Origin of the sequence: Pseudomonas palmensis (assembly GCF_049942755.1) — a bacterium.
GTDB classification, from domain to species: domain Bacteria; phylum Pseudomonadota; class Gammaproteobacteria; order Pseudomonadales; family Pseudomonadaceae; genus Aquipseudomonas; species Aquipseudomonas palmensis.
Genome location: NZ_CP187958.1, coordinates 5,248,506 through 5,263,508, shown reverse-complemented (window position 1 = coordinate 5,263,508; position 15,003 = coordinate 5,248,506). Strand labels below are relative to the sequence as shown.

The window sequence follows — 15,003 nt, the reverse complement described above, 5'->3', positions numbered from 1 at the left end:
GCCCCCTTCGCCGGTGAGGCCGGCAAAGGGGCGCCAGGGCAGGGGTCAGAAGCGCCCGTCCAGGCCGATGCGGAACATCTCGTTGCGCTCGTCGGTGGCCAGCGCGGTCTTGTACGAGAAGCCCAGGCGCCAGCTCTGGCTGAGGCTGAAGTCCAGGCCCAGGTCCAGGTCGACGAAGTTGCTGTCCATCGGGTCGGGTGACAGGCGATACAGCACGCCGTCGTTGGTCTGGTCGGTGTAGCGCATGCGGTAGTCGTCGCTGTGGCTGAAGTTGTGACCCCACGCCAGCCCGACCCGCGGCGTGAGCACGCCGGCGCCGGTCTGGATGTCGTAGCCGCTGCGCACGCCCAGGAACGAGGTGAAGGTCCGCTGGCGCTGTTGTTCGTACGACAGCCCGTAGATACCGCCGCCCCGTTCGCTGAAGTCGTCCAGCTTGGTGAAGCTGGCGTTCAGCCGTGTGTACGGCGCCAGCGACAGGGCGCCTTCGCGGTACTCGTAGCTGGCGGTCAGCGAGGCGAACAGCTGGTCGGCGTCGCGCGAGCCATGGGCATAGCCGTTGGACGGGTCGGCAGTGACGTAGCGGCGCGAGTCGAAGCGGATGCGGTTGTAGCCCAGCAGTGCATCGATGTAGATCTCCGACAGCGGGTTGACGCTCAGGTACGCCGCCAGGCCCAGGGCGTCAGCCTCGCTGCGGGTGTCCTGCTCGCCGATGTCGGCGCGGTCGTTGCCGTAGCCAAAACCGATGCCCACCACGGCCCTTGGCGACAGGCGATAGTCGACGCCGGCGCTCAGTCCGTAGGTGACGAAGCTGTTGTCCTTGGCGCCGCGTGCGCGGTTGGAACCGGTGTTGATGAAGCCATCGGTCCAGTAGGCCACGGCCTCTTCGACGCACTCGCCGGAGGTGGCGCGGGCGGTGTCGCGCTGTTTGCGACGGGTGTCGTCCGCGTCCTCGTCGTCATTGCCCTTGCCGTTGCCTTCGAGCTCGTCGCGCAGCGCCTTGCCCAGGCTGCCCAGGCCGAGGTTGTCGCGGCCATGTTGAACGTTGGCGTTGAACGCGTTGCGGTCACAGGTAGGGCGGTGCAGTTGCTCCAGGCGCCGGTTGAAGTTGTCCATCTGGGTGCTGGCAAAACGATCCGCTGCGCGCGATTGCGCGTTGAGCAGGCCGATCACTTCGGCGTCCTTGCTGGGGTCGGGACGTGCCTGCACGCTGAAGGTCACGGTGCCGGTCGCGCTGGCACCGCTGGTGCTCTCCAGGCTGAAGGTGACCACTGCTGTGCCGGCAAAGGCAGCGGCAGGCACGAAGCGCAGGTTGAAACCGGACAGGGCGGCACGCGCTGCTCGCGCAGGGGCCACCGATGTCAGGCTGGCATGCCCGGCTGACGCTGGGCTCAACGACAGCACGCGGGCGCGCAGGAACGGCCCTCCGGTGGCCCCACGGGTAAGGTCGACGCTGGCGACAGCACCGGGGCTGAGCGCCTCGCTGGATGACACCACGGTGACCACCTGGGCGGCGATCGCCAGGGTAATGCTGCGGCTGCCGGTGGCGCCGTTGGCGTCGGTGGCGGTAACGGTCAGCGTGGCGTTGGCGGCCTCGGTCGGCGTGCCGCTGATCACCCCGGTCGCCGGGTCGAGCTGCAGGCCATTGGGCAGGCTGCCGGCGCCGATGGCGTAGCTGTACGGCGCCATCCCGCCGCTGGCACCCAGGCCGAAGCTGTAGGCGCTGCCCACGGTGCCTGGCGGCAGTGGGCCGGAGGCCGGGCTCATTACCAGCGTCGGTGGGGTGATGGTGAGGCTCACCGTGGCGGCTGCCGAGGTGCCGCCCGGGCCGGTGGCGGTGTAGGTGAAGCTGTCCACGCCCGAGTAACCGGCAGTCGGGGTGTAGCTGATGCGGGTGCCACTGACCTGCGCAGTACCGTGCTGTGGGTTGCTGGCCACGGCCACGCTTGTGACCGGGGCACTGCCCAGGCTCAGGGTCAGCGGGTTGTTGCGGCTGTTGGCGGCCACACTGGCCGACACGTTGCCGACCACGGGCGCCTGTGCCACGACTGTCAGGCTCAGCGTACGGCTGCCGGTGGCACCGTTGGCATCGGTGGCGGTAACGGTCAGCGTGGCGTTGGCGGCCTCGGTCGGCGTGCCGCTGATCACCCCGGTCGAGGTGTTGAGTGTCAACCCATTGGGCAGACTGCCGCCGATGGCATAGCTGTACGGCGCCATCCCGCCGCTGGCACCCAGGCCGAAGCTGTAGGCGGTGCCCACGGTGCCTGGCGGCAGCGAGCCTGACGCTGGGCTTAGCACCAGGGTTGGCGGGGTAACGGTAACGTTCACCGTGGCAGGTGCCGAGGTGCCGCCCGGGCCGGTGGCGGTGTAGGTGAAGCTGTCAATGCCCGAGTAACCGGCAGTCGGGGTGTAGGTGATGCTGGTGCCACTGACCTGCGCAGTACCGTGCTGTGGGTTGCTGGCCACGGCCACGCTGGTGACCGGGGCACTGCCCAGGTTCAGGGTCAGCGGGTTGTTGCTGGTGTTGGCGGCCACACTGGCCGACACGTTGCCGACCACGGGCGCCTGCGCCACGACTGTCAGGCTCAGCGCCTGGCTTGCCTGGAAATTCTGGCTGTCAGTCACCCTGACGGTAAAGCTGCTGGTGCCGGGTGCGGTTGGCGTACCGGCCAGGCTGCCGGTCGGGGCCAGGGTCATGCCGGACGGCAGGGCGCCCGAAACGATGGTGTAGCTGTACGGCGCGGTTCCGCCACTGGCACTGATACTGGCCGTGTAGGGCACGTTCTGGGTGGCGTTGGCCAGTGTGGTCGTGCCGATAACCACGGTGGGCGGCGTGATGGCGAGGTTGACGGTGGCAGGCGCCGAAGTCCCCCCCGGGCCGGTGGCGGTATAGGTAAAGCTGTCGACGCCGGCATAGCCTGGGGTCGGGGTATAGGTGAAACCCGTGGCCCCGGTGATGTTGACGGTGCCATGTGCAGGGGGTGTCACCACGGCCAGGCTGGTGGTCGGCCCCCCGCTGAGGCTTGCGCTGATCGTGCTGGCGCCGCTGTTGGCTGCGAGGGTTTGGTTGATATTGGCGGCTACCGGCGCTTGCTGGCCAACCACGAAGGAATAGGGACGCACTCCGGTGAATCTGTTGGTATCACTGGCCCGCACCCCGAAAGTGAACGTACCGGCGGTGGTTGGTGTGCCACTCAGGGTGCCTGTGCTGGTAAGGCTCATTCCTGCAGGCAGCGCGCCGAAGGCGATACCGTAGTCGAAGGGTGCAACCCCACCGCTGGCGCTGATCGACGTGCTGTACCCCGTGCCCACCGTAGCTGCGGGCAAGGTAATCGGCGTGATGTCTATGAAGGGCGTGGCAATGGTGAGGGTATAGGTCTGACTGACGCTGGTGAGGTTGCTGGAGCTGTCGACCGCCGTGACGCTGAAGGTGTAAGTACCGGCTTTGGAGGGGCTTCCGGTCAGGGTACCGGTACTGGAAAGGGCGATTCCGGTCGGTAGGCTGCCACCGTTGATGCTGAAGGTGTAGGGCGCGACACCCCCACTGACGGTGAGCTGTTGGCTGTAGCTGCTGCTGTAAATGGGGGCCGGCAATGTCGCCGGGGTGATGGCCATGCTGCCGGCAACGATGGTCAGTGTATAGCTGCGCGTGCCGGTGTAGCTGAACGCGTCGGTGGCCCTGGCCGTGAAGCTGAAGTTGCCGCTGCTGGTCGGCGTGCCGCTGAGCGTGCCGTTGGATGCCAGGGTCAGGCCGCTGGGCAAGGCTCCAGATGCAAGCGAAAAGGCGTAGGGCGCGTTACCCCCGCTGGCAGCCAGCGAGGTGGTGCTGTAGGCGATACCGGCAGTACCCGCAGGCAGTGATGCAGGGGCGATGCTGATGGTCGGGGAACCGACGGTAACGGTCACGGTCGCCGGGGCAGAGGTGCCTGCACTGTTGGTGGCGGTATAGGTGAAGCTGTCCGTGCCTGCAAAACCGACCGTGGGTGTGTAGGTGACGCTGGTGCCGCTGGCCGTTACTGTGCCGTGGCTTGCTGAGGTACTGATGGCCACGCTGCTGGCGACGCCCCCCGAGAGGCTGAGTGTGACAGGGTTCGCGCTGCTGTTGTGGCCGACAGAGGCGCTGACCGGGCCGGCAACCGGCGGTGCAATGTAGGTGAAGGCATTGGTCAACGACGCCGAGCCGGCGGCAGTGGTGACACTCACGTTGACCACGCCGGCGTTGCCGGCCGGGATTGTGGCGGTGATCTGGGTGGGGCTGTTGATGGTCCAGCCGGTTGCCGATACCCCACCAAAGGTGACGCTGCTGGCGCCGGTCAGGCCGGTGCCCGTGAGGGTCACGCTGGTGCCACCGCCGATGGGGCCTGAGTTGGGGGTGACGGTGTTCAGGGCCGGCACGGCGAGGTAGGTATAGGCATTGACCGAAGTGGCACTGCCCCCCGGCGTGGTGGCCACGACATTGACGGGCCCGGCGGCATGCGCGGGCGCAATGGCGGTGATCGATGTCGAACTGTTGACGGTGAAGCTGCTTACCGGCGTGCCGCCAAAGGTGAGGCTGGTGGTGCCGGTCAGGCCTGTGCCTGAGATAAACACTTGATTGCCGCCGGTGGTGGCGCCGGAATTGGGCGTAGCGATGGTCAGGGTCGGTACGGCGAGGTAGGTGAAACCATTGGTCAGCGTGCTCGTACCGCTTGCCGTTGTGACCGTCACGTTGACCGGGCCTGCCGTGTGGGCGGGGACGGTGGCGGTTATCGAGGTCGGGGAAACGACGATGATGTTGGTAGCGGGCACGCCAGCGAATGTCACGTTGGTGACGCCGACAAAATTGGTGCCGGTCAGGGTCACAGAGGTGCCGCCGATGGCGCCGCCGCTGCCGGGCGATACGGCGGTCAGGGTCGGTGTTGCGCCTGTGACCCTGAGGGTGTAACGGGCCTTGCCGACGTCGTCATTGTTGTCAAGGGCCGAAATCCAGAAATCGTAGCTGCCGATGGCTGTGGGGGTGCCATGCAGGGTGGTGGTCGCGCTTCCAGGCGACGTGTCCAGAAACAGACCGGGCGGCAGGCAGTTGGTCGGCATGCTGGGGTCATCCTGATCACATTCGTACCACTCGAAGATCGGCATGGCGCCGCCGGTGGCGGTGATAGTGACAGGTTGTATCGGTGTGTTGACCGCCACATCCGGCAGGGCGGTGCCACTGGCGGGGGAAAGGGTCGGGGCGGCACTGGCCTGGCCGCACAGCAGCAGCGAGACGAGCATCAGGCCCAGCAATGCAATGCTGCGGGCCATGCGGTGACGAAGGTCAATCAGGGATCTGTTCATGGGGCTTCCTGCCAGGTAGCGGTATTACTCGCTTGCGGCGCGGGTCAAGAGTCATCGGAACAACCCGTATGCCGTGACTGGCAGTGCGGGTTTTGCAGCGTTGAGGTAACGGCAGCGGCGTGGTCAGGGTTCCATGTGGGCACCCTCGGCACAGGTCTGCGTCAGTGGCCGTTGCATCTGCAGGTACAAGCCCTGCTCGCCAACTACCTCGAAGCCCAGGCGCGCATACAGCCGGCGCGCCGGGTTGAACGGCTCCACACTCAGGGCACAGCGCGTGTGCTGGCCGTCGGCCAGCGCGAGCACCGCGGCCAGCAGGGTGCTGCCCAGCCCCTTGCCCTGCCAGGCAGGCAGCAAGGCGATATCGACCACCCGCACTTCGCTGGCGTGCACCTGCAGGCACAACCTGCCGATCGGTTGCCCCTGGTGCTCCAGCAACAGGAATTCGGCCGAGCGATAGTGCAGGGCGTAGTGGCGTTGCTGCAGCTCGGCTTGGGCGTGCAGAAACGCGACCCGCTGCGCGTCGGTCCACCCTGGTGCTGCACGCACCTCTTCCCAGCGGCGCGTCACGAACAGCGCGCGCAGAAACCCGTCATCCGCCTCGGCCTGCAGGCGCAGGCCGGGAACGAACGACGATGGCAACAGGCGGGCCAGGCGCTCGAGGCTAGTCATTGCGGATCGGGTACTCCCCTTCGACGCAGATGCAGTACGCCAGCGCCAGGTAGGGTTGCATCAGGTTGCGCTCGATGTTGCCGTTGCCAGTACCGGCGTCAGTCATGCTGCCTTCGGCCAGCGTCTGCGTGGTGCCCACAGTGTTGTACAGGTTGATGTTGCGTGGCTGGGCCAGGTAGGTGGTGGTGCTCGGGATGTCGACCCTCTGGTCCGGCTCGGTACCATCGCGCGCGGTGAACCCATGGTTGTGTGGCGGGTAGTTCAAGGAATTGAGTGCTACCTTGTCGGCGCCAGCGGTACTGGCGAAGGCTGCGTTTGGCAACCCGGTACCCTGGCCGGCTCCCATCACCACACGACCATTGAGATTGGGCAGCATGAATGTGGTCTTGCCATCGCCGCCGAATCGGTTGCCGATCACCGTAAACAGCACGCTGTACTGCTGGATCAACAACGAACGCCCGTCGCAGGGAAGAAAATTCTGCGGCACGAAACTGTAGGGCAGAAGCCTGATTTCACCATAGAAAGCGTCCATGGAATGCTCTTTCCTTGATTCAGAGAGGGGTGGGCTTACTGCTGCGACGGGTAGATCCCGGCCAGCGCGATGATGTAGTTGAGCGCCATGCTGCCCATCAGGTTGGCATGTGGTTGCCCGCCGCCTGGCGCCACCGACACTGCCGCGGAGTTCAGTGTGACGTTGGGGTTGGTGCCGCCGTTGCTGTACAGCCCCTTGGTCGAGCTTTGCGCGGTGAACACCCCGAGCGTGCGCGAGGCCGGTGCCTGGGTGTCGACCGGCGAGGCGGCATCGGCCAACTGCGTGCTGGCGTAAAAGGTATGCGAGTGAGCGGGCATGTGTTGCACGCCAATGGAGGTCTGTGCACTGCCCATTGCCTGGCCCAGGTTGCGCTGCGTGAGGCCGGGGCCTGCGCCGGCGCCTACCGGTACCCGGCCGCGCAGGTCGGGCAGGGCGAAGGTGTTGACCCCATCACCGCCATAGGTGGTGCCCAACAGCGTGAACAACACCTGGTTCTGCTGGATCGACAACAGCTGGCCATTGCACAGTGCCCAGTCCTGTGGCTCGTAGTTGCCTGCGAACAGACGGATTTCCCCGATAAAGGCTTCAGACATGGTTCATTCCTTGATGTGAAGGAGCGTGTTCACGGGCGCGGTGGGTAAACGCCAACACTGGCGATGCAGTACTGCAGCACCAGCGAAGGCTGCATGTTGTCCAGGGGCTGTTGGGGTGGCGTGGGCTGAATCGTTGCCGGGTTGAGCGCTTGCTGCTTGCTACTGTCGAACTTGACGTAGGTGCTGCGCGAAGCGACCGGTGGGGTTGCCAGGTTGGCACTGGTGGCCGGGAACGCACCGGCCGGCCCGCTGTTGCCCAGGGCATCGGATACATAGACCTCATGGGTATGCTGGGCGAGTGCGGCGGCGGGCAGTGTTTCTTTCTCGGTGCCGGCTGACTGGCCCTGGGTATGATTGCTCAGGCCGGGGTCAGGGGTGCCGGTGCTGTTCCGGGCCAGCGCGGTGCGCCCGCGCAGGTCAGGCAGGGCAAACAGGTTGTTGCCGGAGCTGCCGAACTGGGTGCCGAGCAAGGAAAACAGTGCAGCGTTGGTTTGCGTGGATAACAGGCGTCCGTCGCACGGCAGCCAACCCTTGGGCACGAAGTTGTACGGGAACAGGCGGATTTCACCCACGAAAGGTTCCATATGAACAAACCTCCATCATGTTTCTCAGGCACCAAAAAAAACCCACTTGCAGGCAAGTGAGTGACAATCACGGCAGAGCTGACTAGCTAGGTAAGGCGGTTATCGATCACGGCTTGTGGCCGTTCCAGCTTCCATCTGCGCTTCTTCATGAGCGTTCCTTCCATGGTTGCGATAACAGGCAGAGGGTCCGGCGAAGCGGCCCTCGGGAGGTGGGTTGATGCTAGGCGAGGTAGTGACGCATTGCCATCACTGAAAATGGGTATTTCGACGATTTTTTTCAAACGATTGTTTGACGCGGGGCGGCTGTCGGTAATCTGGCGCCAGATACGCGTCGCGCCCGGCATTCATGGGCACCTGGCCGTGCCCTGTAGCCAGTGGCTGCGTGCTGTGGAAAGATCCGGGTTCTTTTCCGTGCCGCACTGACGAGCAAGCCATGATCGATTTCCACAATGTCACCGCCTACCAGCAGCACAACCGTGTGCTGGACGGTTTCTCCCTGCACATCGGTGCCGGCGAGAAGGTCGCCATCCTGGGCCCCAACGGGGCCGGCAAAAGCACCCTGCTCAAGCTGATCACCCGCGAGCTGTACCCGGTGGAGCGCGAAGGCAGCCACCTGAAGCTGTTCGGCAGCGACACCGTCAACCTGTGGGCACTGCGCAGTCGCCTGGGGTTCGTGTCCCAGGACCTGCAGGAAGACTACACCCCGCACACCCAGGCGCTGGATGTGGTGGCGTCGGGCTTTTTCGGCGCCATCGGTGCCCATGGCCATCTGCAGCCCGATGACGAGCAACTGGCGCAGGCGCGTGCGCTGCTGGCCGAGGTGGAAATGGCCGGGTACGAAAGCACCATGTTCCAGCGCCTGTCCACCGGGCAGAAGCGCCGCCTGCTGCTGGCCCGCGCGCTGGTTCACCGGCCCAGTGCGCTGATTCTCGACGAGCCGGCCAACGGCCTGGATATGGGGGCGAGCCTGGGCATGCTGAGGTTGCTGCGCAGCTTCTGCGCCGAGGAGCACGCCATGATCATCACCACCCACCATATCGACGAGATCATCCCGGAGATCGAGCGTGTGGTGCTGCTTAGCCAGGGGCGCATCGTGGCCGACGGGCCCAAGGCCGAGGTGCTGACCAGCGCGGCACTGTCGCAGCTGTACCAGACGCAGCTGCGCATCAGCGAACAGGATGGCTGGTACCGTTGCTGGCACGCCTGAACCGGCCTGCGTGCGGCCGGCTCGGCGGGGTCAGGTCACAGGGTTCATGAACGGGCCGCCGGTGAACTGCACGAACCACTGGCGGTACTCTTCGTTTTCCGGGTCGATGATCAGTGCCGGGAGAACACCAGGTGATGGCCACGCCACAGGTGCGCGTCGATCGTGCTCATGTCGACGCGCTTTTCGTAGGCGTCGATCATCTGTTCCAGGGTGGTCAGCGCGCGGATGCGGTCGGTGGGCTCGGCGTTGCGGTTGGGGAAGATGCAGAAGAACACGCCACCGTCCTTCACCACCCGGGATGACTCCACGTAGGCCGCCAGCAGGTTGGGCACATGCTCGATGACGTGGGAAGTGATCAGGTAGTCGAAGGCCTGGTCGGCAAAGGGGATATCCAGGAAGTCGCCCAGCGCGTCGACCCTGGCGGGCTCGGCGTGGTAGTTGGCCTGTTCCTGCTTGTAGTGCGTGTAGTCTTCCAGGTCCTGCGGGTACAGGAATGCCTCACGTCTGAAAAAATGCCTTGCGCAGGCTATCGGCAGGGCCGCGCAAGTATTGAGCCGGGTATGCAGGGCTCGCGTTCAAAGACTTCCCGCGCAGCGTGCAATAGAATACCCGGCGGGCGAACCCGGTTGGTTCGTCCAGTGCCGAAGCCTCTTGTGATTCGTGTAGGCATCAGGCTTCTTGCTGAACTGAAAATAGGCCACACATGCCAAGCGTTTCCCCGGAAGTACAAGCCAAAGAATGGCACAGCATGGTTTCCCAGTACCCATGCTCGCTGACCCAATCGTTGCAGGGCCTTGTCGAGCGCAACAAGGTCATGCTGGCCGCGCGGTTCTATGAACACATGCTGGCCGACCCCAATGCTTCGCTGATCCTGTCCCACGACGAGGTCAAGAGCCGCCTGGGCAGTTCGATGCAGGCCTGGCTGGTGCGGGTCTATTCGGTGTCGCCCACCGATGACTGCATGCCGCTGGTTGCCCTGCAGAAACAGGTGGGGGAAGTGCATGCGCGCATCGACGTGCCGCTGCACCTGGTGCTCAGTGGTGCGCGGCACCTGAAGAAGTTGCTGTTCCAGCTGATTCTCGAACAGCAGTGGGCCAGCGAGGCGCAGGCATTGCGCCTGGCCAGCGAAACCATGGACCTGGCCATGGAAATCATGAGCCACGCCTATTCGCGGTCCCATGACCGCAACTCGCGCAACGAGGAAGGCTACCGGCTGTTCTCGGTGCTGCAGAACATCAGCACCGAGCGCGAGCGTCAGCGTGGCGCCTTGCTGGACTGGGAAAACAGCCTGATGTTCGACCTGGCCATGGGCTCCAACGGCGTGAACCTGCCCAGGCTCGCGGCCTCTGATTTCGGCCTGTGGTTCCGTCACAAGGGCGCCTACGCCTTCCAGAACACCAGCGAAAGCGATCAGATCCTGAAGATCATCCGTCACATGGATGACGTGTTGCTGCCCATGTTTCTTGCCTCGATGCACGAGCAGGAGACGCGCATGCGCCTGCTGCGCGACATTCGCGACCAGACCAAGAGCCTGATGTTCAACCTCGACAACCTGTTCAACACTGCCAACGAGCTGGAAAGCGGCCGCGACGTGCTCACACGCATGCTCAACCGCAAGTTCCTGCCGGTGGTGATCGGCAACGAGATCGCCATCGCGCAGAAGACCGGGCAGACGTTTTCGGTGTTCTCGGTGGATATCGACAACTTCAAGTCGATCAACGACAACTTCGGTCACGAAGCCGGCGACGCGATTCTGCAGCAGATCGCCGAGATCCTCAGCAGCCACAGCCGCGCGGGGGACTACGTGTTCCGCATGGGGGGCGAGGAGTTCCTGATGATCCTGGTGGACATCGACAGCGCCAACGCCATGAAGGTGGCGCAGAAGTTGCGGCGCAAGGTCGAAGCGGAAAAGTTGCAACTGACCGAAGGCCGCAGGCACCAGGTCACCGTGAGCATCGGCATGGCCACCTACAACGGCCACCCCGACTACCAGCACCTGCTGCGACAGGCCGACCAGGCCATGTACCAGGCCAAGCAGGGCGGCCGGAACCGGGTGGTGGCGTATGGGGAACTGACCTCGCCGGAGTGACAGACCAAGCCTGATGGAGGCGACGATGCACACGCCAAGGCGCCTCTGGCGCAGCGTTATGTGGTTGACAGTGCTGTGGCTGATGGCCAGTGGCGCGCTCGCCGCCGAGCACGGCCACTGCGGGCGCCAGGCCGGCCCGCAGTGCCTGCACAGCTTCGCGTTGCCGGCAGGTGCAGGCCAGATGCATTACTACGCATCGCGCGTGCCAAGGCCCGGCGACCCCCACGGCCCGCAGACGGCACTGCTGATACTGCACGGGCATCCGCGCGATGTCGGGCGCAGCTTCGAGGCCGGCTTGCAGGCGGCACGTGCTGCGGGCCGGTTGCCGCGTACCCTGGTGGTGGCGCCGCTGTATCAGGTGGCGCCGGCGCAGGCCGGGCGTTGCAGCATGCCGGACACGCCCGGCGCTCAACCGGGCGACGCGCTGTGGAGCTGTGCCGGCTGGCTGGCGGGGGCTCCCTCGCTGGGCGCCCATCCGCTTGGCGCCTTTGCGGCACTGGACGCCTTGCTGGGCGAACTGGCCCGGCAGTGGCCGAGCCTGCGCAGTGTGACCCTGGTGGGGTTTTCGGCCGGTGCGCAGATGCTCCAGCACAGCATCGGTTTTGCCGCCGACCCGCCGGCGGGTGTGGCGCTGCGCTATGTGATCGCCGACCCGGGCAGCTGGCTGTACTTCGACCCGGTTCGCCCCGTGCCCCTGCGGGGCGAGCGAACGGTGCCGTGGGAGGCCTGTGGTACGGGGGGCTGCACCTGGCGCTTCGACGTGCCGGTGACGTCTCCGGCCTGTGCCTATGACCACTGGAAGTACGGCACCCAGTCGCTGCCTGGCTATCTGCCGCGTACCGGCGCGCAGGCCCGCGCACACTATGCGGCGGCCCAGGTCGATTACCTGGAAGGTGCCCTCGACAGCAGTGCCGACAAGGGCACGTTCTACCCGATTCTCGACAAATCCTGCGCGGCCATGTTGCAGGGGCCTTTCCGATTGCAGCGAGGGCTGGCGTATGCCGCCTATGAACAGGCCGTGCTCAAGCCGCGCACGCCCAGGCGCATGGTCATCGTGCCAGGTTGCGCGCATGACGTGGCCTGTGTACTGGGCGCCGATGCAGCGCGGCCCGTGCTGTTCGCGCCGCCGCCCTGAGCGTGCCGCAGCGCCACGGCAGGTCAGGAAAATAATTCAGGACCAGCCTATTTTTTTTCGCTTGTGCCAGCCCCTTCGTGCCCTAAGACTCGAGCAGGGCGACGACCGCCTGTTCCCGCGTCAGTACCGGGCTCGCGGGTTCGGGGGCGTGCGCCAACAGAATAACAATCACAAGGTTGGAGGTGCTCGTGAGTGACTACGCTGCTGTGCCAGATGAAAGCGGCCATATCGATGTGCCGGGTGGGAAGGTCTGGTACCGGCTCAACCGCTCGGCCAACAGCGGTGCCGTGCCGCTGATCGTGCTGCATGGCGGCCCCGGCAACTCCCATGACTACCTGCTGCCGCTGCTCGAACTGGTGCCTGACCGCAGCGTGGTGCTGTACGACCAGCTCGATTGCGGACGCTCGCAGCGGGTGGGCGACACATGCAACTGGACGCTGGAGCGTTTTACCGACGAGATAGATGCCGTTCGCGAGCACCTGGGCCTGGGCCAGGTGCATCTGTTTGCCAGCTCGTGGGGCTGCAGCATCGCCATCAACTATGCGGCCCGGCAGCCGGCCGGGCTGTGCTCGTTGGCGCTGTCGGGGCCGTTGGTCGATGCCAAGCGCTGGATGGCGGACTGCGAGCGATTGAAGGCGCAGTTGCCCGACCACCTGCAGGCGGTGATGCGCCGGTGCGAGGCGCAGCGCGACTTCACCAGCCCCGAGTACCTGGAGGCGGTCAACGCGTTCTATGTGCGTCACCTGTGCCGCGTGCAGCCCTGGCCGCAGATTGTGGTCGACACGATGGACAATTGCGCGACCGAACTGTACGGCTACATGTGGGGCCCCACCGAGTTCTTCGGCACCGGCACACTGGCGGACCTGGACCTGACCCCGAAGCTGGCGTCGATCGAGGTGCCCACGCTGTTCATGTGCGGGGCCCACGACGAAGGCACCCCCGAATCGGGCCGGGCCTTCGCGGCGATGGTCAGGGGCGCCGAGTTCTGCTGCATACCCGAGGCCTCCCACATGCCGCATATCGAAAACCCCGAACCCTTCTTCAGGCACCTGCGCGCCTTCATTGCCAAGGCGACCCCGCGCACCTGAATGCCGTCGGGTCGATGCACAGCCATGGCGGCACCGCTGGGGATCATTCCGCCGACGACTGATTGCATGCGCAATGGTCGCTTGTTCGCCTGGTGGCCCACTTTGATACTTGCCCCTTGCAGGAAGCAGCCCCGGTACAGCGCACGCAGCCCCGCGCGCGCTGTACCGACCCTTGAAGTCATGGATAAAACTATAAAAAACAAGTCGACCCAGGCCCCTGGCGAAGCAGGGGGTTGCGCCTCGACGATCTATTGCTTCGGAGATTGCCCATGTCGATTGCCAATGCGTCAGACACCCCCAGTACACAAGACCCGGAGCAGGCAGGGCTCAAACGGGTACTGAGCTTTTCCGATGTGCTCGCCTACGGCCTGCTGTATTTCGTGCCCATCGCCCCGGTCAGCGTGTTCGGGCTTATCTACAACACCTCCGCCGGCATGGTGGCGCTGGTGTACCTGGTGGCCGCCGTCGCGATGATCTTCAGCGCCATCAGCTACAGCCAGATGGCCAGGAAGATCCCCCTGGCCGGCTCGGTCTATTCCTATGTCACCCACGGCACCAACAGCAGCCTGGGCTTCGTGGCCGGCTGGGCGATTCTGCTCGATTACCTGCTGCTGCCGGCACTGCTGGCGGTGCTGGGGGCGGCGGCGCTGTCGGCGCAGTTCCCGCAGGTGCCGACCACGGTGTGGCTGGTCACCTTCGTAGCGGTGCCCACGGCGGTCAACCTGATGGGCATCGAGATGAATGCCAGGTTGAGCAAGGTGCTGCTGCTGATCCAGCTGGTGGTGCTGTTTCTGTTCGCCGCCTTTGCCACCTCTCGCATCATCGAACTCAAGCCGACCCTGGAGCACTTCATCGCGCCATTCTACAACCGCTCCGACTTCTCCATGGCCATGGTGTTCGCCGCCGTACCGATTGCAGCCCTCAGCTACATCGGATTCGACGCGGTGTCGACCCTGAACGAAGAGGCCAAGGGGGGCGGGGAGACGGTCTCCAGGGCCACGATGATGCTGCTGGTGCTGGTCACGGTGCTGTTCGTGGGGCAGGTGTACCTGGCGGCAGTGTTCGTGCCGCTGGGCACGGTGTACCAGGGCGCCGCTGCAGACACCGCGTTCTATACCCTCAGTGCCGAGATCGTCGGGGCCTGGTTTCTGCCGGTGATCACCCTGACCAGCGGCATCATCGCGCTGATGGCCAACACCCTGGTGTCCCAGGCGACCACGGCGCGGGTGCTGTTCAGCATGTCGCGGGACAAGCGCCTGCCCGCGTACCTGAGCCGCATCAGTGCCCGCACCAACGTGCCTGCCAACGCCATCGTCACGGTTGCGCTGGTTTCGTTCGTGGTGGCGTTCGCCGGGGCCGGCTACCTGGATGTGATGGTGACCCTGGTCACGTTCGGCGCGCTGACCGCCTACATCCTGTTGCACGTGTCGGTGATGATCTACTTCAGGAAGATCGGCCAGGCGCAGCTGTTCAGCCATGGGGTGTCCCCGGTGCTGGGCGTGCTGCTGTTGAGCTATGCGCTGTGGAGCACCAACGTGCACGCCAAGGTGCTGGGCGCCGCCTGGATGCTCGGCGGCCTGCTGATTGCCTGGGTGATGCGCCGGCGGGGGGCGCCCTCGCTGACCTGGACGGACTGACTGCACGCTGCTGCCCATGCATCGCCTGGAACAATGCCCGCTCATGCGGGCATTTTTTATTGAAAATAAATTCAGTAACGGTCTTGATCGTTATTGAAGATATTTTCAGTATCGCCTAGGATTGCCCCAGCCTGACAAGAACAAGACGGGGTATTG

At 64.9% G+C, this 15,003-nt stretch carries 11 protein-coding genes; 5 read left to right on the top strand and 6 right to left on the bottom strand.

Annotated elements, in window-relative coordinates; translation table 11 throughout:
- Window positions 1–45 precede the first annotated feature (45 nt).
- The 5 genes from ACPRTJ_RS24315 to ACPRTJ_RS24295 form a co-directional block, all read right to left on the bottom strand.
- The gene (locus tag ACPRTJ_RS24315; RefSeq protein WP_426427418.1) at window positions 46–5,313 is read right to left on the bottom strand and encodes a putative Ig domain-containing protein; all 5,268 of its coding nucleotides are present in this window, start codon (window positions 5,311–5,313) and stop codon (window positions 46–48) included.
- Between the two features lie 123 nt (window positions 5,314–5,436).
- Window positions 5,437–5,982, bottom strand: a complete 546-nt coding sequence (locus ACPRTJ_RS24310) for a GNAT family N-acetyltransferase (protein ID WP_426427417.1) — start codon at window positions 5,980–5,982, stop codon at window positions 5,437–5,439.
- Window positions 5,975–6,514 carry a phage tail protein gene (locus tag ACPRTJ_RS24305; protein ID WP_116053946.1) on the bottom strand — a complete coding sequence of 180 codons (540 nt, stop codon included), beginning with the start codon at window positions 6,512–6,514 and terminating at the stop codon, window positions 5,975–5,977. Before ACPRTJ_RS24305 ends, ACPRTJ_RS24310 begins: the two co-directional genes overlap by 8 nt.
- Before the next feature lie 35 nt (window positions 6,515–6,549).
- The gene (locus ACPRTJ_RS24300; RefSeq protein WP_116053949.1) at window positions 6,550–7,107 is read right to left on the bottom strand and encodes a phage tail protein; all 558 of its coding nucleotides are present in this window, start codon (window positions 7,105–7,107) and stop codon (window positions 6,550–6,552) included.
- 29 nt (window positions 7,108–7,136) lie between these two features.
- The gene (locus ACPRTJ_RS24295) at window positions 7,137–7,691 is read right to left on the bottom strand and encodes a phage tail protein (protein ID WP_054914486.1); all 555 of its coding nucleotides are present in this window, start codon (window positions 7,689–7,691) and stop codon (window positions 7,137–7,139) included.
- Between the two features lie 433 nt (window positions 7,692–8,124).
- Between ACPRTJ_RS24295 and ACPRTJ_RS24290 the strand changes: the two genes are divergently transcribed.
- Window positions 8,125–8,898, top strand: a complete 774-nt coding sequence (locus ACPRTJ_RS24290) for an ABC transporter ATP-binding protein (RefSeq protein ID WP_043861240.1) — start codon at window positions 8,125–8,127, stop codon at window positions 8,896–8,898.
- Between the two features lie 110 nt (window positions 8,899–9,008).
- Here the strand turns inward: ACPRTJ_RS24290 and ACPRTJ_RS24285 are convergent, their stop codons facing one another.
- Window positions 9,009–9,293, bottom strand: coding sequence for a methyltransferase domain-containing protein (locus ACPRTJ_RS24285; protein WP_426429154.1), 285 nt, complete (start codon window positions 9,291–9,293; stop codon window positions 9,009–9,011).
- 353 nt (window positions 9,294–9,646) lie between these two features.
- Here ACPRTJ_RS24285 and ACPRTJ_RS24280 point away from each other — a divergent pair, with 353 nt between their 5' ends.
- From ACPRTJ_RS24280 to ACPRTJ_RS24265, 4 genes are all read left to right on the top strand, one after another.
- Entirely contained in the window at window positions 9,647–10,987 is a 1,341-nt protein-coding gene (locus tag ACPRTJ_RS24280; protein ID WP_426427414.1) for a diguanylate cyclase, read from the top strand.
- 58 nt (window positions 10,988–11,045) lie between these two features.
- Window positions 11,046–12,122 carry a hypothetical protein gene (locus ACPRTJ_RS24275; RefSeq protein ID WP_426427412.1) on the top strand — a complete coding sequence of 359 codons (1,077 nt, stop codon included), beginning with the start codon at window positions 11,046–11,048 and terminating at the stop codon, window positions 12,120–12,122.
- Window positions 12,123–12,310: 188 nt separating this feature from the next.
- Complete coding sequence (locus ACPRTJ_RS24270) at window positions 12,311–13,210, top strand: proline iminopeptidase-family hydrolase (RefSeq protein WP_426427410.1); 900 nt, start codon at window positions 12,311–12,313, stop codon at window positions 13,208–13,210.
- A 269-nt stretch (window positions 13,211–13,479) separates the two neighbouring features.
- A complete protein-coding gene (locus ACPRTJ_RS24265) occupies window positions 13,480–14,847 on the top strand; it encodes an APC family permease (protein ID WP_043861243.1) in 1,368 nt (455 codons plus the stop codon).
- Window positions 14,848–15,003 lie beyond the last annotated feature (156 nt).